A 26,398-nucleotide genomic window follows, 5' to 3' on the forward strand; every position below is an offset into this window, starting at 1 on the left:
TATCGTCAGAAGATTTATACAGGACGGTGGCACTGCCGGTAGTGCTGTCAAACTTTCTTACAACCAAGTACCTGTCAGTAGGCCAGCTGGCGGGGTCATCGGCGGTAGAGATGATGACGACGGTGCCGTTATCATCTACCGTTGGCGAGTAGTTTGCATAGGGAGAATTGAGTCCGGTGGACGTCATGCTGTTTAAGTCCACGCTATAGGTAAGTGAGCGACTCAGGGAATACTTTAAAAGTGTATCGTCGTGTCCGCTTTGGCCAGGACCTGTACCACTGCCGCCTAGTAATACTATGCCGTCAGGCGAGATGGCCATGCTGTTTACCTCAAAACTGCAGTCGTTAATGGGGACATCGTCTGCGGCCGGACCGGTGCTGGCCTGGTCAAGCTGTATGACCTCGCTAATGCCGGTACAAGTATTGGTTGGGCTTAAATCAGAGGATAGCAGGGCATACACTCTTCCGGTTTGGTCGCCGACGAATTGCTGAACGGTTCGGCGATTACTGTACGTCGTATTGGACAGATCATAATTTTACTTGTAGCTTCTGCTAGGCTATCATTTGTAAAATCGTAGTACCGAACGTACTTGCGATCCGTGGCTGCTACGCCGTTCGAATACGTAATTTCATGATCCAGAAAAGCTACACCACTCTCTAATGGCACAATCAGGCCGCCTATTGGCGTGTGGCCATTAATGTCAGCAACTTTTACTGGAGTGTCATCTAGCGTTTCCCCATTATTGATATCGAGCGCGTACAGCTTATTGTCGTAGTAGTTAGATGAACAATAACCAGAAGCAAGGCCTACAGCATATAACACATTGTCGTTGCCGAGAGTGGGGTAGGCCATCCGTGCCTGGCGCTGTTCGGTTGAAAGGGTAGTGTCTGAGCATGCTGTAAAAGATTTGGCCCAAACAAGTGCACCGTCCTTATATGCCGCCAGCCGATTTTCTTGGCCGACAGAGGAATTCTTGATTTCGTACAAGTACACCGTGCCGTCATGGCCAGTTGTCATGCTACGCTTGCTACAATCAAATGCATGCCATGCGCTGTTGGTCGTGCGTGAAAGCGTTGTTACTGTTGAGCCGTCAGGCGCATACGTCTTGGCGTATCCCTGAGGATAATTATGACTACAGTATGTGGCCGTAGCGCTGCCATCCCGATGCGCCGCCAAGTTGTTGGGCGTATAAGAATGGTCTCCCGTTAAGGTGGCAGGTATATGCGTGGCTGAGGCTCCTGCTTGCGCCCCTCCCGTAAACGCTAGAAGCGTTGAGAACATGACTGCTCCCATTATTACTGACGACAGAGTACGCAGGGAGTATTTCACTTTTTGTTTCCGTTGTGATTATGTTAATAGCCTTAGCATACCAAAACGCCGCAGTATAAAATAGCTGCAAACATAATCACACAGACCATTTACGACAAGCGCCACATCTAAAGCGGTAACGGGCCGAGGATCGCTTGGTTTAATGATCCGGCGGGGAACATACTCTCGATTATTGAGCAGAGCTAGGTTTGACCTGGCGGTACTATAAAAACAATTTACTTAATTATTATTTGCGTAAACATTTGATCTGCCAATTCTGCAGTGGCGTCATCATCAAGCCTGCAGCCAAACATGTATGTCTTTTCGCCACCATCTATCAGGTAAGTGATGGTGAACTGTTTTACATCTCTGGTAGATAGCCGGTTGGCACCGTAATAACGGACGGCTTTGCGCCCTTCGTAAGTGAAATTGTCGCGCTCGATGATGTTGTCCAGATACGGCCGGGCGGGTCGGTTAATTTGCCGTCGTCGCCGGTATCTAGTCCTTCCTTCGCCTCAATAGAGGGAAGGAAGGCAAGGCTTTGCACGGCAAAGCTGCACGGTCGCTCGCGATTATTGTCAGATGTGCCAAATGTCGCGCTATACGTATAAAAAGATTCTCCTGGGTCTCGAAGTGAGGAGCTTGTTGGGCCACCCTCGGCTTTCCAGTCGGCTGGAATATAGATTGCGAGGACAGAGTCCGCATAAGGCACCCATCCCTCTGGTGCGGGCATGCTTGTTACTTCGTCAAGCTTATCGTTATCAGCAATGATTGTAGGGTTCTTTTTTCCAGGTACTTTTTTCTCGCTGTTATTCGCGGTGGGCGGCGGCGATGCAGCTTGTTGTGGCGTGGGCACAATAAAGCTGAAATACCACCAAACTGATGTCGCAATAAGCAAAGCGGTACAAGTTGTGATAAGCCAAAACAGCACTATCTTAGACGACGCATTATGCATAACTACTTCAGTATAAGCTATGCATAAATCTATCATGTAATCTAACCCTATTGATAATTAATTAAATTTGTGCTATAATAGTAAGTTTAAGCCGCGCACCCCGCCCGGCACCCCCGGTTCCAAGGCCAAACAGCCCCAGAACCCCGACGAAAGCGAGCCACCAATGGCCGACATGCAGGCCGACGAGGCCCCGACCTTCGCCTACGACACCGCCCGCGAGTCCCGGCAGTTCCCGGTGCCCGAGCTGATCCACGCCGCGCTGATCGACTTCGGTCAGCAGGGCTCCAAGATCCTGCTGCCCGGCATCCGCGGTGAACACCTGCCGCGGTCCGTCTTCGGCCCCAACTACGTGGTGCTGGATCAGGATGGCCGTGCCGCCGAGGTCTACGACGAGCAGGAGTTCCTGCGTGAGCACGCCTTCGTGCCGCTGCACACGCAGCCGGGCATCGGCTGGATCCGCAACCAGCTGTTCATGGGCTACTACCTGGACGCGCCGGTGAGCTGGCCGGGTACCAACCCGCCGCAGATCGTACCGGCGGGCACGCTGGTCATCCGGCGGGCGGACGGGTCCTTCACGACCCACGCGCCGGATGTCGCCACCACCCGCTTCCTGACGCCGGAGCAGGTGGCGCAGCTGGGCGCCAGCAGCTGGTCGGTGGACGACTACCTGCGGTGGGCCATCGACGCCCTGCAGCGCGACATGCTGCGACGGCTGGTGGACCAGCTCGGCGTCAAGCTGCCGGGCGGACCCGGCGCCGGCGGCCAGTAGCCGCCACGGGGCAGGGGTACGTTCCGGAGTCTGGACGTACCCCTGCCCCTGTTGTTTTTTATGGTGTACAATACTGCCGAGGAGTCCGCCAGGCTACCAAGAAAGGAAGGGCACGTTGCCCATCTCATTTCCGTTCGACGACCTCCGCGCCACCCCGCAATTCAAGAAGCCCCAACCGGTCTACGCCGTCCGTCTGAAGGCGCTGTCTTCCGGCACTGTCTACGAGGTCGGCACCAGCCAGCGTAACGACCGCCACACCGCCCAGGGCATCACCGCCGTCCTGCTCAACCAGGAGGGCCACGTCGGCACCTCCGTTCCCTGGATGGAATGGATCGCCAACTACCAGCGCGTGCCGGTGCCCGGCTGGCCGGACATCGTCTGGGTGGACACCCGGCTGCCCCGGGGCTACCTGCTGGACGAGCCGCTCGCCGTGCGTGAGAACGGCAGTCCCACGCAGCTGCCGGCGGCCACGCTGGTGCTGAGCCACAACGGCGTGCTGTCCTACGTGCTGCCCCAGCAGGCGGCTGTGGACTACCTGAGTCCGCAGAAGGTGCGCTGCGCCGGCATGACCGCCTGGACCCAGCCGCACTACGCCCACTGGTGTGTCACCGAGGTGCAGCGCATGCTGGCGCTGGCCGACCCCACGCAACTCCAGCCGCAAGAGGAGGGCAGCAATGCCTGATGAATTCATGTTCGACATGACGCTGGCCTCCCGCCAGTACCGCCGGCCCCGGCCGGTCTTTGCCATCCAGGTGACCACCGAGCGGCCCGGCCAGGAGATTCTGGTGCCGGTGGACGAAGGCCCGTGGCACCGCCGCCGGCTGGACACGGTCTCGTACCTGCCAGCCGACCCGCAGGGCAGGGCGGCCAGTCCGCTGCCGGCGGAGGTGTGGCACAGGCGCTACCACCCGGTGACCATCCCTGGCATGCCGCATGTGGTCTGGGTGGACGTGCGGGTGCCCCAGGGCTACCTGCTGTCTGAACCCGCCATTGCCGTGCGGGGCGGGAACCAGGTGACACTGCCGCCCGGCTCGCTGGCCCTGCGTTACACCGGGACGGAGGCACTCATCGAGCTGCTGACGCCCGAGGAGGCGGCCGAGCAGTTCTACAGCCTCGGCGAGGTGGTGAGCCTGGGCATGGTGGGCTGGACGCCCAGCCACTACGCCTTCAAGGCGGTCGAGGCGGTGCAGCGGCAGGTGAGTGTCCGGCTGTAGCCGGGCGGCTCTGCAAGGGGCGGGGTGCGCGTGTGCGTACCTCGCCCCTGTTTCAATTATTAAAAATGTTTCGTTTGTGCGCGTTTAACTTTCGAAATGATGCTTGTGTTATATTGAGCGTACGGAAAGTAAATAAACTTGAATAAAAATATATATATAACCATCTTGGTATTGCTGACACTTGCCGGTGCAGTTTTGGCGTTTACTTATGTGGCAAAAGAGAACGTTAACAGTAATGGTTCTACTAACAAAGAAGCACATCAAGGCGAGTTAAGTGGAGATATCCAAAAAATTGCAAACAGCCCAAGCGAGGGCATTAGGTTTGAGGACAAGATCAAGAATATAGACACAGTCAAAGATGTGCCAAGCGGCTGGAAAAAATATGAGAATGGCGAGTACGGCTTGAGCTTTGTGCATTCTCCTAAGTTGACGGTCCAGTTCAGAGAGCCTTCTAGGGACTCGTCTGGAGGCGACCCGACAGAACATAGCTTTCTTTTTTACGACCAATCCGGGAAGCAGAGCGATTGCTGTACCCTTAATGTTATCGATAAAAGCCTGGTTGAAGTTGCGCTTGATATTGAAGACGGCGATACCGGTGATGATGGAAAAGTCGTCGCAAGCCCCAAAAGGATATGGCGTGACGTCAAAGAAAAAGATTCATTTACAATTGATGGTCACCAAGGTGTCCGTTATGTCAGTACGATAAGAAGGTCGTATCAGGAAGATTATCAGACTTTGGCTTCATATCTCATAAGCTTCAGGGGCAAGACATACATGTACAGCACCAATAGCAATTCCGTTGCGAGCGACAATGAAGCATTTAGGGTTTTGCAAAGCTTGGTATTGAAGTAGGACCGTACTGATTATTGCTCGAGTTTACTGGCCAGTTCAAAGAGCTTATTCCAATCTTCCTCTGTCGGAGTACCGTCATCAATGTCCTCGCACACATCAGCAATCGCATGCAGTACGGGTTCTTTCTGTGCGTCAAAAAGTTCCGGATGAGCCCAAGCCAAGGTAGCAATCGTACCCGCCGGATGCCACAGGACGGTATCGGGGTCGGTCAGCCTGTTCATTGGTTCGGCCCTGAGTTCGGAGACTATGGTAGTGACATACCAAATTAATAAATGCCGAGTGCCGGGGGCGGTAGGATTATGGGTAATAGCTCTGTGGGCTGCACTCTTGGCATTCCTTACGGCTATAAGCCGCTCATCTTCAAGGGGGCCGTCTTGTGCTGTCTGGGCTGAAATCATACAAGTATTCTAGGATAAATAATACGCAAGAGAAAGTGAATCGTGGCGCCGTCCGGACATCGAATCCGAACGGCGCCACTTCAGGGCAGGTGCTGGCGAATCACCGTGCGTGGGGCGGCGGCCGATGCCGCCGCCGGTTCTTCTTGCCGACGCCCTGGTTGGTCCAGTGGATGTTGCTCTCGCCACCCCGACCATCCGTGTCCCACGAGACACGAGTGTTGTCACGGTAGAACTGAGTGGCGTGGCCCTGGCCGGTTCGCGGATCTATCTCGCCCGTTGCGCCAGTTGGCTCCTGCTCGCTCCGTTCCTGGCGGTCGTAGATTGTTGAGCTTCCGCCGTGAAGGCGGTTGTACACCTCCTGCCAGTCTGACAGCTGTTCGTTGTAACGCTCCCATGCCTCGCCTGCAGACCGGCCGCGGACGCGTGGCCTCTGCGGTCGGGTTGGACAGCGTTGACACATAGGGATAGCTCCTCCGTGCGGTGGACTTCCGGAAGTCCGTATGCACTCATATGCTTGTGGCAGAATGCATCCCAGACTCATAGTATTGAAAATTATAATTGATATTTAGTCAACAAAATGTAATTAACATTTAATAAAGAATTAATATCTTCTAAGAGACGACTAAGTGTGGCGGCCGCCTATAACTATTTTAGTGCAGCCGAATTGGAAGTATCCATTCTTGTTGCCATAATACAATGTTAGTTTATAAACATTTCAAAATTAAAGAATTATGTTACTATAACGCATGGAGCCTGCGCCTGGCAGTGCTCTTGCTCAAAACGAGCATTCACCCGAGGCATGCCTTTGGCATGCGGAGAGGAGTCTCGCAAGTGACCGCAGCTCTTTTGACGGAGCCGGACGGCGATCTGTCCGTGATGCCGCAGGCCTTGCCCGTCGAGCTGGCGCACATCGTCACGCCCCCCCCAGATGGGGACGTGCACGTGCCGCTGCCCCAGGTGCTGCACGGGCAACGCCCACTGCCACCGCTACGAGACCGGCTGCAACATCAACTGGTAGGCCGGCTCAACCCAGGCTTGCAGGTTCTTTCGTGGAGCCTGCAAGCCTGGTGGTTTTACAATTTTTTCGTATATTTATCTCGCATTTCAATAAATTTATCTCTCGACTCCATAGCAATAACAGGACTCACCCGTTCAACTTCATCCCATATTTTATGAAATTGGGCAAGCTCCTCGTTATAGTGCGCTTTAGAGTACACGCCAGCCAGCATATACATTGCCTCGTCACGAGGAGGGGTTACTTTTTCCTGTATTACCCCGATGTATCCAAGCACATGAGTAACCGGGAACCCATACAGAATACCGGCTTCTAATTCGCTAAGCTGATCGTGCCTTGCTTTGACATAGTTCAGGACGGCTTGGTTGGCGCCAACTTGAATCCATGACTCTTGAAAATCGCCGTTTCGTGATTCCGTGCGGTATGGCAGCTCTAGTTTTCGTATTTCAGCCAAACTGGCATCACGGCGCGACAATCCGATATCAACTTCTGCAATCCACTTTTTGTGAAGCAGCAGTAGTAGCAGCTCAACCTTTTCTCCGATTGTCAGTACTGTTGAGTTTTCTAGAATTCTAATTTTAAGCTTCGTTATCTTTGGCAAAATCTTATCGGCATCTGCCAATGGTACAGGCTGTGGAGTGATGGGTAGCATTTATTTTAGGATAGTAGCGCATCTGGCAAAAGTACAGCTTTTCACGATTCTACAGCCCTTTGCTCAAAGTTGGACTTATATTTCATTTTTATTTAACTTTCATCAGGTACAACATACAACCAGACTAGCCAACAGCGCTGGTGTGCGGTACAAACAGAGTAAGGATATTGACAGGAAACCCCTATGTCGGCCACGGCAGTATGCGACTTTTAATCATCGAAGACAACAAACAGGTAGTCATGGCCCTGCAGCGCGGGCTGCGCTCGGCCTATGCTATCGACGTGGCCTACAACGGCCAGGACGGCCTGCTGCAAGCCATGGCCACCAGCTACGACGTGATTCTGCTGGACCTGACCCTGCCGGACATGAGCGGCGAGGACATCTGCCGCACGCTGCGGGCGGAGCGCCGGACCATGCCCATCGTCATCATTACTGCCGCCACGGAGGTGGTAAAGAAGGTGACCTTGCTGGACATGGGCGCGGACGACTTTTTGACCAAGCCCTGCTCGCTCGAGGAGATCCGCGCCCGCCTGCGCGCCGTGCTGCGCCGCAGCTCCCAGCGATTGTTCAATACGCTGCTGGTGGTAGAAGACCTGGAGCTGGATACGGCCGCCCGCACCGTCACCCGCCAGGGCCAGGCCATCCAGCTGCGCCGCAAAGAGTTTGACCTGCTGGAATACCTGATGCTCAACGCCGGGCGGACGGTGACCCGGCCGATGATCATCGAGCATGTGTGGGATATGAATGAGAATCTGTGGACGAATGCGGTGGATGTGCACATTAAGCATTTGAGGGATAGGGTGGATAAGCCGTTTGGGAAGAGGCTTATTCGAACCGTGCATGGCGTGGGGTATAAAATCGAGACATCAGAAGCAAAAGAGGCCGAAGTGTCACATATATTAAATTAAAGTTAAAGACATGTTTCGCAAACTTTCTCCACGCCAAATACATGACTCGGATGAGTTCCGAAGACGTACCCAAGTTCTAAAGTTTATTTTGATAGGGGCAATTACACTAGGCATAATTGCTACACTGTTTGTGGTTGTCGAAAGTCTCGCGCTTGCCGAAGAATACTCCGGGCTGGCCGTTGCAGCTTGCGTGGCGCTAACGATGGTGCTGTTCGGCTGCTATATATTAAACAGCAAAGGACATGTCAAACTCGCATCTGTTGTGGTTGCATTTTTGGCTTACGGCCTAGCCACATACACCCTTGTTAAATGGGGAGTCCTAGTGCCTCAAGGAGTACTTGCCTATGGAATGTTGGTAGTAATTATTGGCGTACTGCTAGGCTCAAGAGCTTCCTTTATGGCCTCGATGCTTTGTGGTATTTCTCTTGCGAGCATGGTCTATCTTGAAGGAACAGGTCAACTCAGTCCTGACTTGACCTGGACGAATGACGAGGGGACTTATGCTGACGTGGTAATCTACATACTCTCTTTCATGATTCTTTCACTCGTAGCGTGGTTATCTAATAGAGATATCGAGCATTCATTATGGCGTGCCCTGACCTCGGAAGCATTGCTTATGGCAGAGCGGGATAACTTAGAAGCCTCCGTTGCTCGGCGAACAAAAGAAATTGAGAGGCTTCAGGCAGAAAAAATCAGCGAACTTCAACGATTTGCGGAGTTTGGACGTATGGGCGCATCACTTTTGCATGATCTCGCGAGTCCTTTAATGGCTGCATCTCTTGATCTTGATAGCATGGAGCAAGATAGACGATTAAACATGATAAATCAAGTCAAACGTAGCATCTATCAAATTGAAAGATACATCGAAGGCGCCAGGAGGCAGCTTGAAAGCCGAAGCGGTACGGAAGAATTTGATGTTATTGAAGAAATTAAGCTATGTCTGCATGTGTTTGAGTCGAGGGCAAGAAACCTAAGCGTCTCACTTGATTTTCCGTACACTGAACGAGTGATGATGAAAGGCGATAGTGCATTATTCACCAAGATAGTATCGAATTTGGTCGGTAATGCCCTCGATGCTTATGGCGATGCACGAGCGAAGCTTAGAATAATTAATATCGGAATCATTGTAGATAAACATAAAGTAACAATTGCCGTAGAAGACTATGCAGGCGGCATACCTGCACGGCACATTTCTCACATATTTGAAGCCTTTTATACGACCAAACATAACCGTCAGGGCATGGGACTGGGGCTATCGATTGTTAAAGATATCGTGGAGACAAATTTTAAAGGTAAGATTTTCGTTAATAACTTACCTAAAGGTGGCGTAAGGTTTTCGATTGAGATTCCCCTGTAATACATTACAAATTGCCCCAACCGGCGGCATGGTGCTATGCTTACTCTAGACACCTAATAGAGACAAACAGTGAGTCACCCCAACCCCCACCGGGCCACCGCCCATCAGCCCTGGATCCATCCAGGCCACCTGGTAGCCGCGGTGCAATCAAGTCCACGTGCCAGCGCGTACCAGCGTGCCAGTGCCGGACTGTTTTGCGTTACCGGCATGGGCGGCAACGACTCGTAGAAAGACTACCACCACCATGCCCGTCTACCACCCCGGCATCCTCCAGCCCCAGCCCCCGCGGCGCATCCGCTTCCGCATGCTGCTGCCCAGTGCCATGGTGACGGTAGTGATTGCGGTGGTTGGCACGGTGCTGTTGCAGGGTGCCCTGGTTGCCTTGCCAGCCGTCACGCTGGAGGTAGAGCGGGCGGTTCCGGCCAGTGGCAACGGTGCCCGCGTAGTCAGGGATAACGCCGCCTCTGGCAGCAAAGCCCTCGGCTTTGGCCCGGTCACCAGCGGCGGCAATGACAGCGGCCAGTGCCGCACCAGCAGCAACCTGGCGGTGCAGGATTCGGTGGAGCAGGACGATACGCCCTGGCAGATGACGGGCGACGAGCTGAACATTGTCTTTAGCACCTATGGCATCACCGAACCCTGGGCGGGGTATGTGGGCGAGGCGGCGGCCATCTGGTCGGCCAGCCCGTGCATCAATGCCACGGCCTCTGCTGATCCTTGCGGCGCACAGCCCTGTGTGCCGGTGGGGCTGGAGGGCGGCAACCAGGGCGGCGACTTTGGCATTACCAACTGGGAGACCATGGATGGCTACCTGACCGGCTCTGATATGACCATCTTTATGGACGCCCACGAGGGTTACCCAGAGAGTGAGAAACTCTCTACCATCGCCCACGAGATGGGTCATGCCCTGGGCCTGGCGCATCGCGGTACCCAGAACATCCTGATGTCGGCCACGCCGGCCGAGAGCGGGTCTACCACCACCCAGCCGGATGCTGTTGATTTTCAAAACTTGTTGGCGCTGTATGGTACGCAGCAGACCGGGGGACAGTGAGCATATGGCGCCGCAGCATTCTTCTCATACGCCTTTGCCGCATGTGCGCCGGCGCTCGTTGGTGCCGGGCGCGGCGGTCAGCATCGTGGTGGCGGCGGTGGGTATTGTGCTGCTGCAGGCGAGCCTGGCGGCCGGGCCGGTGGTGCGGGTGGAGGCGGAGGCGGGGAGGGGCGGTAATGCTCTGGCCATCGATGACGCTTCCGCCTCCGGCGGGCGGGCGATTGTCTTTGGGGTGGCCGCCGGACCAGGCGGCAGCGATGGCCCCGGTGCGGGCAATTCCGCCGGTGGCTGCGTGGCACCCATCAACAACACTATTTTAGACAGCCTGCCGGGCGAGGGCATCGGCTGGCAGCGCGGCAGCAGCGGCAAGGCGGACATCCCCTTTAGTACGGCCGGGCTGGACGCTGCCTGGGCCAAGCGGGTGCAGCAGGCGGTGGGCATCTGGAACGTCAGCCCCTGCCTCAACACCACCGCTACTACCGCACCGTGCAACGACGAGCGGGGCTGCGTGCGCGTCTTTGCCAGCCAGGAATGCAGCGGCGATACGCTGGGGACGGCCGATTGGAGCGTCAGTAACCAGTTCATCAGCGGCGGCCGCCTGGAGCTGTGCACCGCCGCCCACGAGGGCTTTGGCGAGAACGAGGCCCTGGCCACGGTGGTCCACGAGATGGGACATAACCTGGGGCTCAGCCACCGGGAGACACCGGGCCTGATGATGTCGGCCACGGGGAATGGTGATACGGACCCCAAGCCGGATGAGACGGATTTGCATAATATCCTGGTTATTTACGGGAATCAGTAGTATTTAGAATGAAAAACTCCCCGGTACCGCGCTGGTGGCGCGGCCGGGGAGTGTCTCTCATGCGGGGTTGCAGCCGCGCTGGGCCACGATGAGTGGCGCCACCTGCTGGAACAGCTGGCTGCTCAGCCGTTCATAGACCGTGCGGGCGTGGAGCCGGGGCAGGTAGAGCGCGCCGTCGCGCTCGTAGCCCAGCGTGGGGTCGGGGTTGTGCCAGAAGTACGGCACGTCCACGCCGCCGCGGCCATCTGCCGGACCGCCGTGGCCGCCGTCGTAGCGGATGAACCAGCCGGGCAGGCCAGGGTCCACCACGTACGGCTCCGTGGTCATGAACTGCTCGCGGCCGCCGCCGTTCCAGTCGCCGCCGGTGTAGCGCAACAGGGTGGGCGGGGTGCCGGCGCCGTGGAACTGCAGGTGGTCGCCGCCCACGATGAGGTGGGTCAGCATCCAGACGTTGGCCGTCAGGTCGGGCGTGGTGCCGCTGACGATCTGCGGCAGCCAGCCCAGCGCGATCAGGAACTGGTCCGTGGCCAGCAGGCTCAGGCGGTCCTCTGCCTCCACGGTGGTGAAGTCGCAGCGGGCGCCCGGCAGGTCGTAGTTGCCGACCTGCGCGGTCAGCAGCAGGGTCTCTACCGCCCCCTCTAACGGCAGGTAGGTGCGGTCGGGGCGGACGAGGGTGCGCGGGTTGGTCATGAGCCGGTCTCCTTGGTGTCTCGGGCGAGCAGTGGTTCCAGGATGTGCGTGGTCAGCCAGTGTTCGAAGTCTTCCAGTACGTCCTGGGTCTTGACCTCGGGCGGTTGTTCGGGCAACAGCGGGAAGGACAGGCCGCCCATGGTGGTGTGGGCCATCAGGGGCTGGCGCTGGCCGGGCGTCCAGGCTTCGGCGCCGTCGGACGTGCTGAGCGCGCCGCCGGCGTAGGTCTGGAACCACGGCTCCTCGGGTTGCAGGTAGTGGGCCAGGCGGCGGCCGCGGAAGCGTTCGCGGTCCTGCGGCCAGCGGTCGGACGGACCGGTGTAGAGGGTGAGTACCGGGCCGGACTCGTCGGCGTAGACGGTCAGCTGCATGCGCGGGATGTTGATGGTCTCCACGCCCAGGATGTCGCCGGGCCGGGGCCGGGCGATGGGCTGGGCGAACAGCAGCTGCCACTCCGGCCCCTCGATGGTTTCCAGCCAGCAGTACGGGCCGGTGGGCTCGGTAAAGCGGATGCGGATGCCGGGCGCCTGCCAGCCGAGGTTGCGCAGGGCTTCCACGATGGCGCGCACCGGCTCGTCCACTGCGAACTGTTCGCGGGTGGGGAGGAGGACGGTGACGCCGGGCGGTGGGCCGGGGGTGGTCACAGGGGTTCCTTCGGGTCGGGGTGCATGAGAGGTGCGAGGGGCCGGCGCATAGCAAAAATGGGCCGGTGCCCACGTCTGTAGTACGGTATAATAATTATGTATTTTAGTCAATGAACGAAGGGGCACCCCGCGCTCAAAAGCGAAAGCCCCGCACCTCCCCGCCGGCTGGCGGTGGAGGTGCGGGGCGGCCGCATCGGGCGGGTCAGGCGTCGGGGCCGGTGTCGGCGTCGTCGTCTTCAGGGTCTGGCTTGCGCGGCGACACCTGCAGCGGCTCCAGCACGTTGGCCCGCAGCCAGTCGGCCACCTGCGCCAGGACGTCGTCGGTGTCCAGGACGGGCGGGTCCTCCGGACGCAGCTCGTGCAGGAAGCCCTGCTCGTCGTCCAGGAACAGCTTGGGCGTACGGACGCCGGGCTGGTGCTGAAGGGGTGCGGTGAAGCCGCCGTTGTAGCGGATGAACCAGCGCTCCTCCTTGCGGGGGGTGGGTGGGCCGTTCCCACAGGAAGAAGCGGGCCTGGTCGGCCTCCCAGTCGTCGCCCGTGTAGACCTCGTAGGTCGGACCGGATTCATCACCGAACAGCTCGAGCCGGCGGCGGGGGATGAAGATGTCCTCGACGGCCAGGCCGCCGTGCGGATGGGTAGCGGTGGGTTCCCGGTCGAAGAGCAACCGGAAGTGCCGGCCGCTCAGTTCCCGGATGACCATTCCTTCCTCCGTGGCGTCTGCCACGATGTCGATGGGCACGGTGAGCATGGCGTCGCGCTCGGCGATGGCGGCCACGATGGCGGTGACCACCTCGTCGACCGGGCCGTACTGGGTGGTGCGGGGGACGATGACGGGTTGCATGATGCTCCCTCTCGATGCGGATGAAACGTGCGGGCGAAAGCCGTAGCGTACTGTTCTATTATAGCACAGTTTTATATAAAAGTCAATTCCGCCCCTGTTGCGGCGTGGCGGTATCCGGCGCCGCATTGAAACGCCCCGCCACTCCATCAAGGAGGGCGGGGCGGGTGTATCGGCCAGCTCAGTCGGCGGGTATCACGGGCAGGGCGGTCACCTGCGGCAACAGATGCCGCTCCAGCCACGAGCCAACCTGCTGCATGGCATCTGCCAGTGCCAGGCTGTCCGGATCGTCCGGTTCCTGCGGGTGCAGGCGGCCGCCCATGTCGTCGTAGAGCAGCCGGGTGGGGCGGACGCCGGGGCGGCACTGGCGGGGATGGTCCCAGCCGCCGGTGTAGCGGACAAGCCAGCGCGGGCCGGCCGCCAGGTCTTCCGGACGGTCCCAGCTGAAGAAGCGGGGTTGGTCGGCCCGGTAGTCCTTGCCCACATACAGCTCCAGCACTGGCCCGGCTTCGTTGCCGAACAGTTGCAGGATCATCCGCGGGATCATGACGGCCTGTACTGCCGGCCCGCGGTGGCTGGACGGGCTCAGCGCGCCCCGGGCGAAGTACAGCTGGCAGTTGCGGCCGCGGATCCAGCGCACAAAGCGGGCGCCGGACGGGGTGCAGTCGAACTCGATGCGCAGGTCGTCCAGCTGGAGCGGCCGGGCGGTGCTGCCGGCTGGCAGGCGCCCGGCCAGGCTGTGCAGCAGGCCGGTGACGACGTTGTCGACCGGCTGGAACTGTGCGGCCTCGGGGATGAGCAACGGTTGGCGCCAGTACAACGCCCTCCTCCTGAGTGGTCAGGCCGGGCGGACGATGCCGACCGGCGGGATGGCCAGGATCTGCGGCAGCAGGTTGTCCCGGTACCAGGCGGCAAAGCGCTCCAGCAGGGCGGCCGTCTCGTAGGACGGCGGGTCTTCACTGGTGCGCCCGTACTGCAGGCCGCCGGCAGTGGTGTGGAACAGGCGCGGACTGCGCCGGTGCCGGTGGTGCAGGTAGTCGCCGGCCCGCTGGTGTCCGCCCTGGTAGGCCAGGTACCAGCGGTCGTGGCCGTTGGCCAGGGCCGGCGGCTTGTCGTACATGAAGCGCTCGCGGTCCGCCCTCCAGTTGCCGCCGGTGTAGACGGCCAGGGTGGGTCCCGTCTCATCCGTACAGAGGGTGAGATGGAAGCCCGGGATGACGGCCTGGGACGGGCTGTAGCCCAGGTTGCGCTGGGGCGTGGCGCCCTCGCGGCCCAGCCAGAGCCGGCAGTCGGCGGTGGAGATGGCGCGGATGCGGTACAGCAAACCACGGTTGGTGGGGATGGGAACGGGGCAGAACTCCACGCGGACGCCCGGCACCTGGCAGTCACGCTCGGCCAGCGCCGAGATGATGCGGATGACGGTGCCGTCCAGCGGGTCGTACTGACGGCTGGATGGTATGGCGACGTTGTGCTGCGTGATGATCACGGCTGCTCGCTTCCTGCCGGGTGTGCCGGCATGGTCGATACGGGGTGCGATGGCGGTGCCATAACGTGCATACTGTAGAATGATTATAAGTTTGAGTCAATAATTCATGGGTGTGTCCCGGCCCCGGGCGTACCGGGACCGGGAGTGGCTCACCCCTCAGGATTGGGGTTGGGCAGGGTGACGGGGCGCTGCGGCACCAGCAGGATGGCCTCGTGCAGGCCGTGGTCGCTGATGTCGGGCGTCTCGCCCAGCAGCGCCTGCAGCAGCCGGGCGTGGTCTGCTGAGGGGGTGGCGACGATCAGGGCAGCGTAGCCTCGCTGGGCGTACCGCCTGGTGTCGATGCGGTGGTGGTAGCCTTGCGGCAGCGCCTGGTTGGGTTTCCGCTCGAAGCCGGTGGCCGTCAGGTGGGCGGCTACGGGGCCGAGCAGCGAGCAGACCAGGGCCAGGTTGCTGAAGGTGGTGCCGGCCTCGCGCAGGCAGGTGATGGCGCTGGTGTCGAGCTGGGTGGTCATGGTGCTCCGATTTCGTAGTGAGGGGGTGGCTAGGATGCCGGTTCGACCTGGTAGTGGCCGGTGCTTTCCAGTAGCTCGGTGGTCAGGGCGACGTACTCCTGCTGTTTGGCCTTGTCGGGTGCTTCACCACTCAGGGTGACATCCCTGATGACGGCCACCAGGCGGTTGCCGGTGGCGCTGAACCCGAAGACAAACGGGCCGCTCAGTGCGTGCTGAGGTGCGTGAGCGCCGCAGGCGCTGAGCAGGGCAGTGAAGTGTTCGTGCCAGGTCAGCCAGTCGGGTTGCATCATCATGAGGTACAGCGGACGGGGTTCGGTGAGGCCGTCGGCAGGCCAGGGGTAGTCCGGCCCGGTTGCCTCGATGACGACCGTCGCCATACTGCCGCGTGCCGCGCCGCTGCTGAGGCGGACGGCCGTTGGAGTGGTCAACTGCGCTCCTTATGATCGAGCCTCAAGTGAGGCGGGGTGAGCCAGTGTTATTAAAATATAGGCCCATGACTGTGTCAACGCTGCCGGTGCGTCAGTTGCGGAAATAACGGTTGGGCCGGCTGAACAGATAGAGCGCACTGAACAGGCAGAGCGCCGACATCAGCACGAACAACACCGGGAATCCGAAGTACTTGCCAATCAGGCCGCCGACCACACCACCGGTGGCGATGGCCAGGTAATTGCTGGCTTCCCAGATGCTCCAGCGGGTGCCTTCCAGGCGCTTGGGGCCGATCTGGTCGGTGTAGAGCGCATCATACGCCGGGGCGATGAAGGCCTGCGACATGCCGATCCAGGCCTGGACGATGAAGAGGCTGAGCACGGAATCGACCGCCAGGTAGGCGGCGAAGCCGATGGCGCAGAACAGATAGCCCAGCGCCACTAATTTTTGCTTGTGCCGGCTCTTATCGGCCCGCTTGCCGGCAGCCACTACTACACAGGCGGCCACCAGAGCAAAGGCGGTGCTGGCCAGGCCGGCGTCCAGCACGTCACCGCCGACCTTCTGCACAAAGATAGCCTGGAGCGGCGCGAACATGGCCGCCGAACTCAGCACCAGAAAATCAACGAAGAGGATGATGCGGAGGGGGCGGTTGAGGTAGCGTTTCATGTAAAATGTGATTTTATTCGATTAGTTTTAAATAGTACGAGTTGCTGCCTGCTAGGGTGAAACCGTTGCTTACAGGTTTGCCGTACACTTCTACTCGTTTGCCTATCAGTGCTTTCAGGCACTGGTCTTCGTGCGGTATGCCGAGCGTACCAAACGGTATGTTTCCATCGCCCATGCCCGGCCTCGCGGCAATCTTCTTGCCGTCCACCATTATGTAATACTGACTGTCCGCCAGAGGAGTGCAGCGACCTCCTTCAAAGCCGGTGATGGTGCCAGTAAAGCGCACGCTACCTTCAGGATGTGCTTGTTGAAAGTAGTAAGAATACATTGGAGCAAACAGTAGTGCAAGAAGGGCGAGCCCGACGATTGCAATGACAGTAAGAATGGGTGCTTCAAGCTTCTTTTGTGACAAGGGGCGGCTCATGCCTAGACTATAGCACAAGCACTACCGGCCATGCCCATGAAAACCAGGCACCGAATCACCATCGTCACTACTTGTGTATCCCCATGCTTGCTGCCACGCCCGCATCTGTCCAATCTCCTGCGTCTGAGCAGTCATGATAGCGCCGGATAACTGCTTGATTTCATCGTGCTTGGCCTGTGTTTCTGCCAGCTTGGCCATGGCCACCGCGCCCTCGTGATGGATGATCATCTGCTTTATGAACTCGCGGTCAAAATCGTCGCCGGTTTCGCCGCCCAGACTGCTGGTCATACTGTCCATGCTGGTGTGCATGTCGGTAGTCACGGTAGTGCTGCTAAAACTGCTGGAGCTATGTGTCGATGACGCACTCTCTGTGCCTTGCTTCTCAAAGCTGGCGGCCGTTGCCACCAGTAACCCACCGGCGATGAAGCTGATGATACCCGTCAATAAAACCTTCGTATCCATGATCGTATTCCTCCCTCCTTATAGTATGCGCTACAAAATCCGGCCGATCGCCTTAATCAGTTCCTCTGTCTTGGCGTCACGCCCGGCCGGCCCGATGTCCGGGTCGCTCAGGCAGTGGCGAGTGTGCTCGCCCAGCAGCTCCAGGGCCACCTGGTCCAGGGCCGAGCGGGCCGCGGATATCTGCGTCAGGATGTCGATGCAGTATTTGTCGTCCTGGACCATACGGTTGATGCCGCGGATCTGGCCCTCTACGCGGTTGAGGCGCCGCTCTACCACGTCTTTTTTGGCGGCGTAGCCGTAGGTGTGGCTCATGCGTGTCCCCTATGAGTATGGTGATTGTGGTCATGCTGCGCATGTACCAGCGCATGCCCCTTGCCGCGCTGCAATAGGTACCTGTTGACCGGATACGCCGCGGCAAAGGCGGCCACCAGCGCAAGACTCATGCCAAGCCAAAAGACTGGGTTAACCAGCCCGGCATCCATGGCGCCGGGGATGGCTGCCATGACGGCGTTATCGACGATTTCCATGGTGGCGATGGAGAGCGTGTCGGCTGCCAGCACCAGCGGCAGGGCGGCGGCAAGCGTCATGCCGCTGCGCACCAGTGGCAGCAGCGAAAGGGCATAGCCAAAGACAAAGGCCAGGCCGACGGCGATGACAATGGTGGCGATAGTGCTTAGCCCCAGAGCTGTGCCGATGATAAGCCCCAGTATTTCGCCGATGGCACACCCCGTCAGGCAGTGCAGGGTAGCGCTGGCGGCCAGGGCGTTTATATTTGAGTGTTTCATAGTGACCTCCTATACCCCCATAGGGTATACCGCATACCCCCGACCGTCAAGCTGCCAGTAAGATATCTCCTTGCCAAAGCGCCGCAGCCTGGCCTATGGTGAGGTGAATAACACTATCTATTCCAGGAAGGGGCCAGCATGAAAGCAGCACAGATCAGTGAATACGGGGACGCATCGGTCATCACCATCAACGAGATTGCCAAGCCGGTGGCGGGCGAGGGCCAGGTAGTAGTGGCGGTGCACGCTGCCAGCATCAACCCTTTTGACACCACCATCCGGCAGGGCTATATGCAGGAGATGATTCCGCTTGAGTTCCCAGTGACACTGGGCGGCGACATCGCCGGCGAGATAGTGGAGGTGGGTCAGGGCGTCGAAGACTTTGAAGTGGGCGACACGGTCTACGGCCAGGCCAACGTGGTAGCCGGCAACAGTGGCGCCTTTGCCGAGTTCGCGGCCACCAAGGCAGACCAGATCGGCCGGGCACCGGCGGGCATCAGCATTCTGGAGGCCGCCTCATTGCCGCTGGCTGGCGTCAGTGCCGTGCAGGCTCTGACGGAGCATCTTGACCTGCAGGAAGGCCAGAAAATCTTTATCCACGGTGGCGGCGGAGGCATCGGCTCGATGGCTATCCAGATTGCCAAGCACATCGGCGCGCACGTGGCCACGACGGCGACGGGTGACCGCGTGGAGTTTGTCCGCAGCCTTGGCGCCGACGAGGTCATCGACTATAAGACGCAGGATTTCACTGAAGTACTTGCCGATTACGACGCTGTCTTTGATACGGTCGGCGGCGACGATTTTGCCCGTACCCTGGACGTGCTGCGGCGCGGCGGCACCGCCGTCTCGATGATCGCCCAGCCTGACGAGGCCAAGGCTGCCGAACTCGGCGTCACCGCCCTGATGCAATCCACCGGCGTTACCACCGACCGGCTGGACAAGCTGACCGCCCTGGTGGAAGACGGCGTGGTCAAGCCGCAGGTGGACAAGACCTTTCCGCTGGCGCAGGTGGCCGAAGCCTTTGCCGCGCGTGAGGGTGGGGCGGTGAAGGGGAAGGTGGTGTTGCAGATTACGGCGTAACCTAAAGCTCGGCAACTACGATGTCGCTAAATGCCGCTTCAAAGCTGGTCAGTCGCTTTTTCGACTCGGCGGCAGACGAGGTGGCATATTGGCGTATCGAACTCTCTAATGCCGGACTCAATTCGCGTGAGCTACAAAAGCTGATAAATTCCGCTTTGTCGACAAGTTCCCAGAGGCGCTTTGGCAGACCGGCATGGTAGTCTTCGGTAGTCTGTATAAACCGGCTTGTAATATTGCGTTCATACGCATCGAGGTGGACAGGATGGAAGTAAAGAAAAAGGAAGTCGGTATATCCGGCAAAGAGTGCTTGCAGGGTGGTGGTATTTGCGACAGCCCCATCAATGATAAGGGGCTGCCCGGTAGTATGCTTGGCCTCGATCAGCTTCCGGGTTGCTGTTAAGAAAGCGTCAATAAGTTTCCGGTTCGTGTCGTCTTTGTAAATCTCGACGAATGCCGTCTTATGGTCCCGTATTCCCATTGGTTTAATGACATGCTCATTTACGACCTGATCAAGTTCAATGATCTCGTAACCAGATGCTTCTGCCAATTTGCTGGCAAATGTAGATTTGCCGGTGCAGGTCTTGCCGGAAATATGAATGAGTTGCGGGCGCTTTTGTTGAACGAGGTGATAAGCTTCATCGATGGTCATAGGTGCTTCGAGTATATCAAAGACGCTGTTGTGCTGTCGCTGCCTGAAATGTTACGCTTATGGTATATAGTCAAACAACAAAAAAGGTCACTGGCATATGTCATCGCTCCCTGGCTACCACTTCCACTCCACCAAACGCACGGCGGTGCCTGGCGCCTTGGTGGCGGCGGTCATCGGGCTGACGGGTATCGTGCTGCTGGGCGGTGTCTTTGCCGCCGGGCGGGTGGTGGCGTTTGAGGCAGAGGATGCTGAGGGTGTAGCGACCGGTACGGCCGGTGCGCATGCCCTGCAGGATGCGGCTGCCTCAAACAGTAAAGCTCTCCGTTTCGGCCTTGCCCCAGTGACTGATGATGGCGGGGATGATGCTGGCGGCGGTGACGACCCGACCGACCCGACCGATCCGGGTGACGACGGCGGTGTCATTACCGACCCGGGCGACGACGGCACTACTGCTGAGTGTGCCGCTCCGGCCGGCGCAGCCATGCAGGACACGGAGGGCGACACGTACTACTGGGAAATCACCGGCGACCGGCTGGATATGGTCCTGAGTATCAAGGATCTGCCGGAGCCATGGGCCGGGCATATCAAGAAGTATGCCGAAGTGTGGTCGGCCGGGCCGTGCGTCAAGATAAAGGTTATCGCCGAAGCCTGCGGCGATACGCAGCCGTGCCTGCCAGTCGTCATCGATAATGCCAATCCAGGCATCGGCGGTGTTGACCGTGACACTGAGGGCAGGGTCTTTAAACGGGCGCAGATTGCGCTTAACGAGACCGCGCATGCGGCAGCGGCAGACGCCGACGGGGAGCGGAAGATTACAGCCGGCCATGCCATCGGCCGCGCGCTTGGCCTGGGATTGCGCACGACGCCGGAGATACTGATGTCTTCAGTGCGGCCGCTCGTCGGAGGTAGTACCGCCCCGGATTCAGTTGATTTCGAAAACTTAAAAGTGCTGTATGGCTCGCAGGTAAGCGGCATGGCTGGAGGGAGCAGTAACTAGATGGCACAACTACCTGGCTATCATTTCAATAAGCGCAAGAACACTGTGGTGCCGGGCGCCATCGTGGCGACTATCGTCGGCGTGACGGGTATCGTGCTGCTGGGCGGCGTCTTTGCGGCCGGACCGGTGGTGGCCTATGAACCGGAGGATGCGTTTGACGGCGCACCGGGCACCAACGGCCTGCATGTGGTAGAAGACACCGGCGCATCCAATAGCAAGGCGCTGCGCTTTGGTCTGCTGCCGGCAACTGATGACGGCACGAACGAACCCGACCCGGATCCTGATCCAACCCCCGACCCTGATCCAGTAGAACCCGACCCGGAACCAGATCCCAAGCCAGACCCGGATCCCACCCCGACCCCCGAGCCGAAGCCTTGTACCATGCCGCCCGAAGGCGTCGTGCTTGATTCCGAACCAGGAGAGCGCCCGTGGCGCATGAACGGTGCCGTCTTTACGCCCACCTTCAGCATCGCCGGCATGAGTGCGGAATGGGGCAACCATGTCAAGCGGGCTGCCGCCGAGTGGTCGCGCAGCTACTGCATCGACGCTTCGGTCATCACCACGGCCTGTACTGCCGATATCTATGCCTGCATTCCGGTGAGTGAGGCCAAGCTGGCCCCGAACGGTAACGTCCCGACGCTTGGCCAGGCGCCATACACCAAGGATAATGAAGGGTACACCATCAAAGCCTCGCTGCAGCTGGACCCTGCCGCCCACGCGGGCTATCCGGCCACCGAGGCGCTCTCGACCGTGGTGCACGAGATGGGGCATACCCTGGGCCTGAAGCACCGGCTGACGGCCGGCCTGATGCTTTCGGCCAATGCCAAGGCCGGCGGCACGCCGCAACTTCCGGACAATACTGATTTTTATAACATCGCAGTGATTTACGGTCGGCAGCTAAGCCAGTAGGCAGACGCTCATAAAAACAAACAGCCTCCCCTCCACGGAGGCTGTTTGCCCGTGGAAGGGAGGCGGCGCCGTTCAGACGCTGACCGTTCCGCTGCGGATGGTGGTGACCGCCTCCAGGATGTCCTGAAGGTGATCCTCGGCACCGTCCCAGAGGTAGACATGCTCGATGGTGGTGCCGTGGTACACGATGGCCCAGGTCGCCCCGGTCACCTCGAACCGGCGGCGGGCGAACAGGTCGCCCTCCGGCTCCAGCTCGCTGATGCACGTGTCTCCATCGGTGGCCACACGGGGATCGTTGCGCCGTGCCGTGCAGTCGTCCAGCGCGCTGTCGGCGTGCATGGGACTGATCTGGTACCACTCGATGCCCGCCGCCAGCAGCGCGTCGACGACATCCTTGATGGGGAAGATCGGGCGCGCCGGGTCGAGCCGGAGCTGGATCTTCCGGTGGCGGGAGTTGCCGTTGGTCTTGCGCCCGGCGTAGCCGCTCAGGAGGGGCACCATGGCCCGCTTGACGCGCTTGCTGCCCTGCATGATCTTGACGTGCAGCTTGCGGGACTGGCCGGTACCCAGTAGCTCGATGATGAAGTCGTGTTCACTGTCGAGGGGGTGGCGCTGGCCGCAGGTGATGAGCTGGGGGCCCGACATGACGTGGCCGTTGTGGGTGTTGAGGAAGATGTCCACGGGTACTCCTTGTTCGGGAACAATGGTCGCGCATAACTATACAACGTATAATTGCTCATGTCAAATAAAGTGTTGATGTTGTAGACCTAGATACTAGTAGTTATTCAGGATGGTTAAGCGCAATAATGTAGCCCTCATGAATAATATTGCCGTTTACTTTTGCATCCTCAAGTATATGTTGGCCCGCTTTGAATTGACGCAGCATTAATTTGATGAAATGCTGGTTCTTATCGTATATAACAACTCGAGCTATATCATCCCTTTCGGAAGGTTCTAGTTCATCTTGAAGAATTTTAATCAAACTACGGAATACTTCCTTGTTGTTTTCCCCAGTAATCCAATCGGCACTAATAAGGATAGACCATTTGTCTACCAACTCATCCATCTTGAGTACTGCAAAAAGAATGACAGGTCGGTCTTCATTTATCTCTATGAACTTCGCAAGAACTCTAGCGTAGCTCTCTGACATTACCATCTTTTTAGCCTCGTCATTGTTTTTAGTATACTATCATCATCTGCATACAGAGCATCGTACAGCGCTTTTGCGTTAGCCTCTTGAAAGTTTGCCTGCATTCGTGGATCGTAACGCATTGCTGTGTAATCCTTATTTCCAAAAATGAGCGGAGCGGTAAAAATAGACCAGTTTTGGAAAGCATTAGCGTTTATCATCGGCTTGCGCACGCTAAATACATCCGTCATTCCACTGATTTTTAGCAGACGGTCAAATTTGTGCGACTTAAAATATTTATCATCGTCATGATTTGCTTCAGGATAAGTCTCGAAACGCAGTGCTTTACAGGCTGCGGCTTTCAAAGCCAGCTCAAGTGCCATGGCCATCACATAGACCGCCATCTCCCAGTCTTTCATGTCAATTAGTTTCTTAGCAATCACAACCCGAGAGCGGGCGATTGCTTTTAAATCAATCCCTGATGCCATTATGTTTACGATTATAACATAATATCCATAACTTATCAAACGCAATTTATAAAAAGGGCTATTATAAGCCCTTTGCATACAAAACCTGGGGCGAATGATGGGGCTCGAACCCACGGCCTCCGGAGCCACAATCCAGCGCTCTAACCTACTGAGCTACATCCGCCATATGTGTACGTCGAGTGCAATTCTACCACAGTTATGGGCGAAGTGAAAGGCTTGGCCTGGTGCCTAGCCGCCGATGCCCGAGAAGCTGTCTACCTGCAGCTCCGGGGCGTTGGTGGCGCCGGTGCTGCTGAAGGCCCGGATGCCGACCCGGCCGCCGCTCTGGAAGACGGTGTTGGTGAGGGAGAGTGTCGGGCTGCTGGGTTCGGCGGTGCCGTCCTGCCATGCATACATGCTGAGAGTGGTGCCGTCGTAGGTGCCGCGGATCCACCAGCGCTGGCCAGGGGCAAAACTTGAGCCTACGGTGATGTTGCTGCCCAGGTTGGTCTCAGTGCCGGCCTCGTTGATGGTGATGGCTGCCGTTACGGCGCCGGTGGTGCCGAATGTCAGGCGGAAGCGGTAGTGGTTGTTGCTGTCGGTCAGGCTGCCGACCAAGGCGGCAGAATTGGCGGCGCCGGCCGGCATGGTGCTGAGGGTGAGCCGCGTACGGACGTCGTAGGTAGCAAATGTCTGGCTGAGCCTGGTGTAGCGCGAGTTGTTGGCGGTCGGCATGGCGATACGGCCAGTGGTGGATGACACCGAATAGTCGGCTACGGAACCGTTGGCGGTCGACCAGGTGCCACCGCCGGAGGCTGTGCCCCAGCCGGAGCTGACGGTGCGAGCAAAGTCGTCGCTGATGGTGGTGGAGGCGGTACCGCCAGTGCCATGGCCGGGGCAGGGGCCGCTGACGGGTGAGCGGTTCTGGCTGGTGACCTTGAAGGTCGGGGTGCCGTTGTTGGCGGTCAGGCAGTAGGTGTCGGTGGCGGCGTTGTAGGCATATTGATAACTGGTATTGGGACTAGTGGGCAGGCTCGGCATGACGCTGGGGTAGGTGCCGGTGTCGGCCTTGGTCTGTTCCAGCTGCTTGGCTGACGACTTGAGGTCGGACTGGGCCGTGGCGCTCCGCGCCTGGTCCTGCGAGCGGCTGTAGGCACCGATGGCCAGTACTGCCAGGATGCCGATGATGACAATGACGATGAGCAGCTCAACGATAGTGAAGCCTGTACTATGCAGCCGTGAGCCGCCATGGGTGCGTGCGATGGTGCGTTCCATAGTTGTTTTTACTATAGTAAATCCGTCGGTAAACCACAAGCAGGATGGTGGGGCGGGTTTTGATATAGGCGTGAGCCATATATACTATGAACTGCAATTCTTTATGAAATACCACTACCAAAAAGGGGCGTCCGGAAAGAGCAAAAGCGGCTCCCGCCTCAAAAATGCCCTCTGGATCATCGTACCCTGCCTGACGGCGGGTATCGGTATCTATATTTTAATTACTGCCTTCAGCCCGTCTTTCATCGTCGTGCCGTTCTCTGACGAGCAGGCCAGGGTGGAGGAGCGGCTTAACAGCAAGCCGGGCATCTTTGGCAACCGGCTGTATATACCGCAGATCAACGTTGACGTGGCTATCGTGGAGGGTAATGACGAGTCGGTGCTCGATAGAGGCGCCTGGCATCGCCAGCCCCAGAACGGCAACCCCGAAAAGGGCGGCAATTTCGTGCTGAGCGCCCATCGTTTCCTGATGGGCTGGACGCCGCAGGAGACGCGGGCGAAATCGCCGTTTTATAACATCGGGCGGTTGAAGGTGGGCGATCAGTTATTCGTGGATTATAAAGGGTCGCGCTATGCGTATAAGATTACTAGAAAATATGAGGTGAAGCCGACGGCGGTCGAGATCGAGGCGAAGTCTGAGAAGGCAAAATTGACGCTGTATTCATGTACGCTGGAAGGCGCTGCTGACGGCCGCGATGTCATTGAGGCTGAGCCGCTGGGCAAGGTGGATAAAGTGCAGGCCACCGAACCAGGACGCTTGCAATAACTCAAAAAAGAAAGAAGGGCCGGAGCGCGCAGTGGCGCCCCGGCCTCCCCTTCGCCGTTACTGGCGGCGGTTCCATTGGCGCAGGTAGAACTGGCCGATGCGCCGGTGGTCCTGGGAATTCCGGCTGCCGATGTGCCTCTGCAGGGAGCGGCTCAACAGACCGGTGGCACCGGCGGTGTCGAAGGCACCCTGCTGCGCCAGGGCGCAGTAACGCCTGACGCGCTCGACGATGCCTTGGTCCGGCGCGCCGATCAAGCTGCGCAGGTAGTGGAACGGTTCGTCGGGCAGTGTCGTCAACCGAGCCAGGAAGACCTCTATACGGATCAGGCTCTGGTCGTCGATGGTGAAGCGCCCCGGCACGTAATCGTGCCGGTGGGTGCCCAGCCCGCCACTCAGCAGTACCTCGCGGTACAAGCCGGGGTGGAAGCTGAGGGGTGCCCAGCTCCAGGCGTTGATGACGTCCAGGATGCCCGGAGGAATGAAATCCGTACCCGGTCGCAGCCGGATGGTGCCACCCTCCGGCCGGACGGCCTGGAGGTAGCCCTGGCGGTGGGCGATCTCGCTGGCCACCGGATTGTCGGTGGCGATGGGCGGCGTGACATCGGTCACATCCCGCAGGATGTATCCGAGCAGCCGCAGCTTGGCCAGGTAGGCCCGTTCCGCCCCGGGCGTCAGGATGTACACCTGTTCGCCGATGCGGGCGGTATCGTGGAGGCCGAGCGGGTCGTCGGCCGGATCCAGAAACGTAGGGGTCATGCTTGCCTGCTTTGTATCGAAGGGGAGCAGTCGGCACATGGGTTGCCGACCTTGTTAATTATTATGAAACGTAGCTATGAATAAGTAAACAAAAAGCCGCCTGCTGGCGGATAGGGATTATTTACTCGGGGTGTCCGCACAGGCGGGCAGCGGGGTCG

General features: G+C 58.6%; 37 protein-coding genes and 1 tRNA gene. 14 read left to right on the forward strand and 24 right to left on the reverse strand.

The window, feature by feature from the left end; all coding sequences use genetic code 11:
- The 3 genes from JNJ66_00840 to JNJ66_00850 all read right to left on the reverse strand — a co-directional run.
- On the reverse strand, nt 1-187 hold a 187-nt coding region (locus JNJ66_00840; GenBank protein ID MBL8158983.1), incomplete at its 3' end, for a hypothetical protein.
- Between the two features lie 245 nt (nt 188-432).
- Nucleotides 433-1,281 carry a hypothetical protein gene (locus JNJ66_00845; GenBank protein ID MBL8158984.1) on the reverse strand — a complete coding sequence of 283 codons (849 nt, stop codon included), beginning with the start codon at nt 1,279-1,281 and terminating at the stop codon, nt 433-435.
- A gap of 388 nt (nt 1,282-1,669) precedes the next feature.
- Nucleotides 1,670-2,263 (reverse strand): hypothetical protein, encoded by a 594-nt coding sequence (locus tag JNJ66_00850; GenBank protein ID MBL8158985.1) that lies wholly within the window; start codon nt 2,261-2,263, stop codon nt 1,670-1,672.
- Nucleotides 2,264-2,330: 67 nt separating this feature from the next.
- Here JNJ66_00850 and JNJ66_00855 point away from each other — a divergent pair, with 67 nt between their 5' ends.
- From JNJ66_00855 to JNJ66_00870, 4 genes are all read left to right on the forward strand, one after another.
- Nucleotides 2,331-3,032 (forward strand): hypothetical protein, encoded by a 702-nt coding sequence (locus JNJ66_00855; GenBank protein ID MBL8158986.1) that lies wholly within the window; start codon nt 2,331-2,333, stop codon nt 3,030-3,032.
- 115 nt (nt 3,033-3,147) lie between these two features.
- Entirely contained in the window at nt 3,148-3,714 is a 567-nt protein-coding gene (locus JNJ66_00860; protein ID MBL8158987.1) for a hypothetical protein, read from the forward strand.
- Nucleotides 3,707-4,246, forward strand: a complete 540-nt coding sequence (locus JNJ66_00865) for a hypothetical protein (GenBank protein ID MBL8158988.1) — start codon at nt 3,707-3,709, stop codon at nt 4,244-4,246. Before JNJ66_00860 ends, JNJ66_00865 begins: the two co-directional genes overlap by 8 nt.
- A 138-nt stretch (nt 4,247-4,384) precedes the next feature.
- The gene (locus JNJ66_00870; GenBank protein ID MBL8158989.1) at nt 4,385-5,098 is read left to right on the forward strand and encodes a hypothetical protein; all 714 of its coding nucleotides are present in this window, start codon (nt 4,385-4,387) and stop codon (nt 5,096-5,098) included.
- Between the two features lie 11 nt (nt 5,099-5,109).
- On the opposite strand, the gene JNJ66_00875 is transcribed toward JNJ66_00870, so the two are convergent.
- From JNJ66_00875 to JNJ66_00885, 3 genes are all read right to left on the reverse strand, one after another.
- A complete protein-coding gene (locus JNJ66_00875) occupies nt 5,110-5,496 on the reverse strand; it encodes a hypothetical protein (protein ID MBL8158990.1) in 387 nt (128 codons plus the stop codon).
- 100 nt (nt 5,497-5,596) lie between these two features.
- Nucleotides 5,597-5,956: a hypothetical protein gene (locus JNJ66_00880; protein ID MBL8158991.1), complete on the reverse strand. Its 360-nt coding sequence runs from the start codon at nt 5,954-5,956 to the stop codon at nt 5,597-5,599.
- Nucleotides 5,957-6,569: 613 nt separating this feature from the next.
- Nucleotides 6,570-7,163 carry a hypothetical protein gene (locus JNJ66_00885; GenBank protein ID MBL8158992.1) on the reverse strand — a complete coding sequence of 198 codons (594 nt, stop codon included), beginning with the start codon at nt 7,161-7,163 and terminating at the stop codon, nt 6,570-6,572.
- Between the two features lie 167 nt (nt 7,164-7,330).
- Between JNJ66_00885 and JNJ66_00890 the strand changes: the two genes are divergently transcribed.
- From JNJ66_00890 to JNJ66_00910, 5 genes are all read left to right on the forward strand, one after another.
- Nucleotides 7,331-8,071, forward strand: coding sequence for a response regulator transcription factor (locus JNJ66_00890; protein MBL8158993.1), 741 nt, complete (start codon nt 7,331-7,333; stop codon nt 8,069-8,071).
- Nucleotides 8,072-8,081: 10 nt separating this feature from the next.
- Nucleotides 8,082-9,428: a HAMP domain-containing histidine kinase gene (locus JNJ66_00895; protein ID MBL8158994.1), complete on the forward strand. Its 1,347-nt coding sequence runs from the start codon at nt 8,082-8,084 to the stop codon at nt 9,426-9,428.
- 69 nt (nt 9,429-9,497) lie between these two features.
- Nucleotides 9,498-9,656 carry a hypothetical protein gene (locus JNJ66_00900; GenBank protein ID MBL8158995.1) on the forward strand — a complete coding sequence of 53 codons (159 nt, stop codon included), beginning with the start codon at nt 9,498-9,500 and terminating at the stop codon, nt 9,654-9,656.
- A gap of 16 nt (nt 9,657-9,672) precedes the next feature.
- Complete coding sequence (locus JNJ66_00905) at nt 9,673-10,479, forward strand: matrixin family metalloprotease (GenBank protein ID MBL8158996.1); 807 nt, start codon at nt 9,673-9,675, stop codon at nt 10,477-10,479.
- A gap of 4 nt (nt 10,480-10,483) precedes the next feature.
- The gene (locus tag JNJ66_00910; GenBank protein MBL8158997.1) at nt 10,484-11,281 is read left to right on the forward strand and encodes a matrixin family metalloprotease; all 798 of its coding nucleotides are present in this window, start codon (nt 10,484-10,486) and stop codon (nt 11,279-11,281) included.
- 57 nt (nt 11,282-11,338) lie between these two features.
- On the opposite strand, the gene JNJ66_00915 is transcribed toward JNJ66_00910, so the two are convergent.
- Together JNJ66_00915 and JNJ66_00920 are read right to left on the reverse strand one after the other, a co-directional pair.
- Nucleotides 11,339-11,839 (reverse strand): hypothetical protein, encoded by a 501-nt coding sequence (locus JNJ66_00915; GenBank protein MBL8158998.1) that lies wholly within the window; start codon nt 11,837-11,839, stop codon nt 11,339-11,341.
- A 128-nt stretch (nt 11,840-11,967) separates the two neighbouring features.
- On the reverse strand, nt 11,968-12,615 hold the full coding sequence (locus JNJ66_00920; GenBank protein MBL8158999.1) for a hypothetical protein: 648 nt from the start codon (nt 12,613-12,615) through the stop codon (nt 11,968-11,970).
- 470 nt (nt 12,616-13,085) lie between these two features.
- Here JNJ66_00920 and JNJ66_00925 point away from each other — a divergent pair, with 470 nt between their 5' ends.
- A complete protein-coding gene (locus JNJ66_00925) occupies nt 13,086-13,481 on the forward strand; it encodes a hypothetical protein (protein MBL8159000.1) in 396 nt (131 codons plus the stop codon).
- Between the two features lie 154 nt (nt 13,482-13,635).
- Here the strand turns inward: JNJ66_00925 and JNJ66_00930 are convergent, their stop codons facing one another.
- From JNJ66_00930 to JNJ66_00970, 9 genes are all read right to left on the reverse strand, one after another.
- A complete protein-coding gene (locus JNJ66_00930) occupies nt 13,636-14,274 on the reverse strand; it encodes a hypothetical protein (GenBank protein MBL8159001.1) in 639 nt (212 codons plus the stop codon).
- 18 nt (nt 14,275-14,292) lie between these two features.
- Complete coding sequence (locus JNJ66_00935; GenBank protein MBL8159002.1) at nt 14,293-14,940, reverse strand: hypothetical protein; 648 nt, start codon at nt 14,938-14,940, stop codon at nt 14,293-14,295.
- A gap of 149 nt (nt 14,941-15,089) precedes the next feature.
- Nucleotides 15,090-15,452 carry a hypothetical protein gene (locus JNJ66_00940; protein MBL8159003.1) on the reverse strand — a complete coding sequence of 121 codons (363 nt, stop codon included), beginning with the start codon at nt 15,450-15,452 and terminating at the stop codon, nt 15,090-15,092.
- A 29-nt stretch (nt 15,453-15,481) separates the two neighbouring features.
- Nucleotides 15,482-15,880 carry a hypothetical protein gene (locus JNJ66_00945; GenBank protein ID MBL8159004.1) on the reverse strand — a complete coding sequence of 133 codons (399 nt, stop codon included), beginning with the start codon at nt 15,878-15,880 and terminating at the stop codon, nt 15,482-15,484.
- 91 nt (nt 15,881-15,971) lie between these two features.
- Nucleotides 15,972-16,544 carry an MFS transporter gene (locus JNJ66_00950; GenBank protein ID MBL8159005.1) on the reverse strand — a complete coding sequence of 191 codons (573 nt, stop codon included), beginning with the start codon at nt 16,542-16,544 and terminating at the stop codon, nt 15,972-15,974.
- A 13-nt stretch (nt 16,545-16,557) separates the two neighbouring features.
- The gene (locus tag JNJ66_00955; GenBank protein ID MBL8159006.1) at nt 16,558-16,968 is read right to left on the reverse strand and encodes a hypothetical protein; all 411 of its coding nucleotides are present in this window, start codon (nt 16,966-16,968) and stop codon (nt 16,558-16,560) included.
- Nucleotides 16,969-16,989: 21 nt separating this feature from the next.
- Nucleotides 16,990-17,430 carry a DUF305 domain-containing protein gene (locus tag JNJ66_00960; GenBank protein MBL8159007.1) on the reverse strand — a complete coding sequence of 147 codons (441 nt, stop codon included), beginning with the start codon at nt 17,428-17,430 and terminating at the stop codon, nt 16,990-16,992.
- Between the two features lie 30 nt (nt 17,431-17,460).
- Nucleotides 17,461-17,742, reverse strand: coding sequence for a metal-sensitive transcriptional regulator (locus JNJ66_00965; GenBank protein MBL8159008.1), 282 nt, complete (start codon nt 17,740-17,742; stop codon nt 17,461-17,463).
- Complete coding sequence (locus tag JNJ66_00970; GenBank protein ID MBL8159009.1) at nt 17,739-18,215, reverse strand: DUF4396 domain-containing protein; 477 nt, start codon at nt 18,213-18,215, stop codon at nt 17,739-17,741. Before JNJ66_00970 ends, JNJ66_00965 begins: the two co-directional genes overlap by 4 nt.
- Nucleotides 18,216-18,353: 138 nt before the next feature.
- Here JNJ66_00970 and JNJ66_00975 point away from each other — a divergent pair, with 138 nt between their 5' ends.
- Entirely contained in the window at nt 18,354-19,292 is a 939-nt protein-coding gene (locus tag JNJ66_00975) for an NADP-dependent oxidoreductase (protein MBL8159010.1), read from the forward strand.
- Nucleotide 19,293: 1 nt separating this feature from the next.
- Here the strand turns inward: JNJ66_00975 and JNJ66_00980 are convergent, their stop codons facing one another.
- Nucleotides 19,294-19,941, reverse strand: a complete 648-nt coding sequence (locus JNJ66_00980; protein ID MBL8159011.1) for an AAA family ATPase — start codon at nt 19,939-19,941, stop codon at nt 19,294-19,296.
- 97 nt (nt 19,942-20,038) lie between these two features.
- On the opposite strand from JNJ66_00980, the gene JNJ66_00985 reads away from it, so the two are divergent.
- Together JNJ66_00985 and JNJ66_00990 are read left to right on the forward strand one after the other, a co-directional pair.
- A complete protein-coding gene (locus JNJ66_00985; GenBank protein ID MBL8159012.1) occupies nt 20,039-20,938 on the forward strand; it encodes a hypothetical protein in 900 nt (299 codons plus the stop codon).
- Nucleotides 20,939-21,847 (forward strand): hypothetical protein, encoded by a 909-nt coding sequence (locus JNJ66_00990; GenBank protein ID MBL8159013.1) that lies wholly within the window; start codon nt 20,939-20,941, stop codon nt 21,845-21,847.
- Nucleotides 21,848-21,919: 72 nt separating this feature from the next.
- On the opposite strand, the gene JNJ66_00995 is transcribed toward JNJ66_00990, so the two are convergent.
- The 5 genes from JNJ66_00995 to JNJ66_01015 form a co-directional block, all read right to left on the reverse strand.
- A complete protein-coding gene (locus JNJ66_00995; GenBank protein ID MBL8159014.1) occupies nt 21,920-22,528 on the reverse strand; it encodes a hypothetical protein in 609 nt (202 codons plus the stop codon).
- Nucleotides 22,529-22,628: 100 nt separating this feature from the next.
- Complete coding sequence (locus JNJ66_01000) at nt 22,629-22,997, reverse strand: hypothetical protein (GenBank protein MBL8159015.1); 369 nt, start codon at nt 22,995-22,997, stop codon at nt 22,629-22,631.
- Entirely contained in the window at nt 22,997-23,464 is a 468-nt protein-coding gene (locus JNJ66_01005; protein ID MBL8159016.1) for a hypothetical protein, read from the reverse strand. Before JNJ66_01005 ends, JNJ66_01000 begins: the two co-directional genes overlap by 1 nt.
- An 86-nt stretch (nt 23,465-23,550) precedes the next feature.
- Nucleotides 23,551-23,627 (reverse strand) — tRNA-His (locus tag JNJ66_01010).
- Between the two features lie 65 nt (nt 23,628-23,692).
- On the reverse strand, nt 23,693-24,718 hold the full coding sequence (locus JNJ66_01015) for a prepilin-type N-terminal cleavage/methylation domain-containing protein (GenBank protein ID MBL8159017.1): 1,026 nt from the start codon (nt 24,716-24,718) through the stop codon (nt 23,693-23,695).
- 103 nt (nt 24,719-24,821) lie between these two features.
- Between JNJ66_01015 and JNJ66_01020 the strand changes: the two genes are divergently transcribed.
- Nucleotides 24,822-25,484, forward strand: a complete 663-nt coding sequence (locus tag JNJ66_01020; GenBank protein MBL8159018.1) for a class E sortase — start codon at nt 24,822-24,824, stop codon at nt 25,482-25,484.
- 57 nt (nt 25,485-25,541) lie between these two features.
- Here JNJ66_01020 and JNJ66_01025 read toward each other — a convergent pair whose 3' ends face one another.
- Nucleotides 25,542-26,240, reverse strand: coding sequence for a hypothetical protein (locus tag JNJ66_01025; GenBank protein MBL8159019.1), 699 nt, complete (start codon nt 26,238-26,240; stop codon nt 25,542-25,544).
- Nucleotides 26,241-26,398 lie beyond the last annotated feature (158 nt).

This window comes from Candidatus Saccharibacteria bacterium (assembly GCA_016789455.1).
Lineage (GTDB): Bacteria > Patescibacteriota > Saccharimonadia > Saccharimonadales > Saccharimonadaceae > CAIJKY01.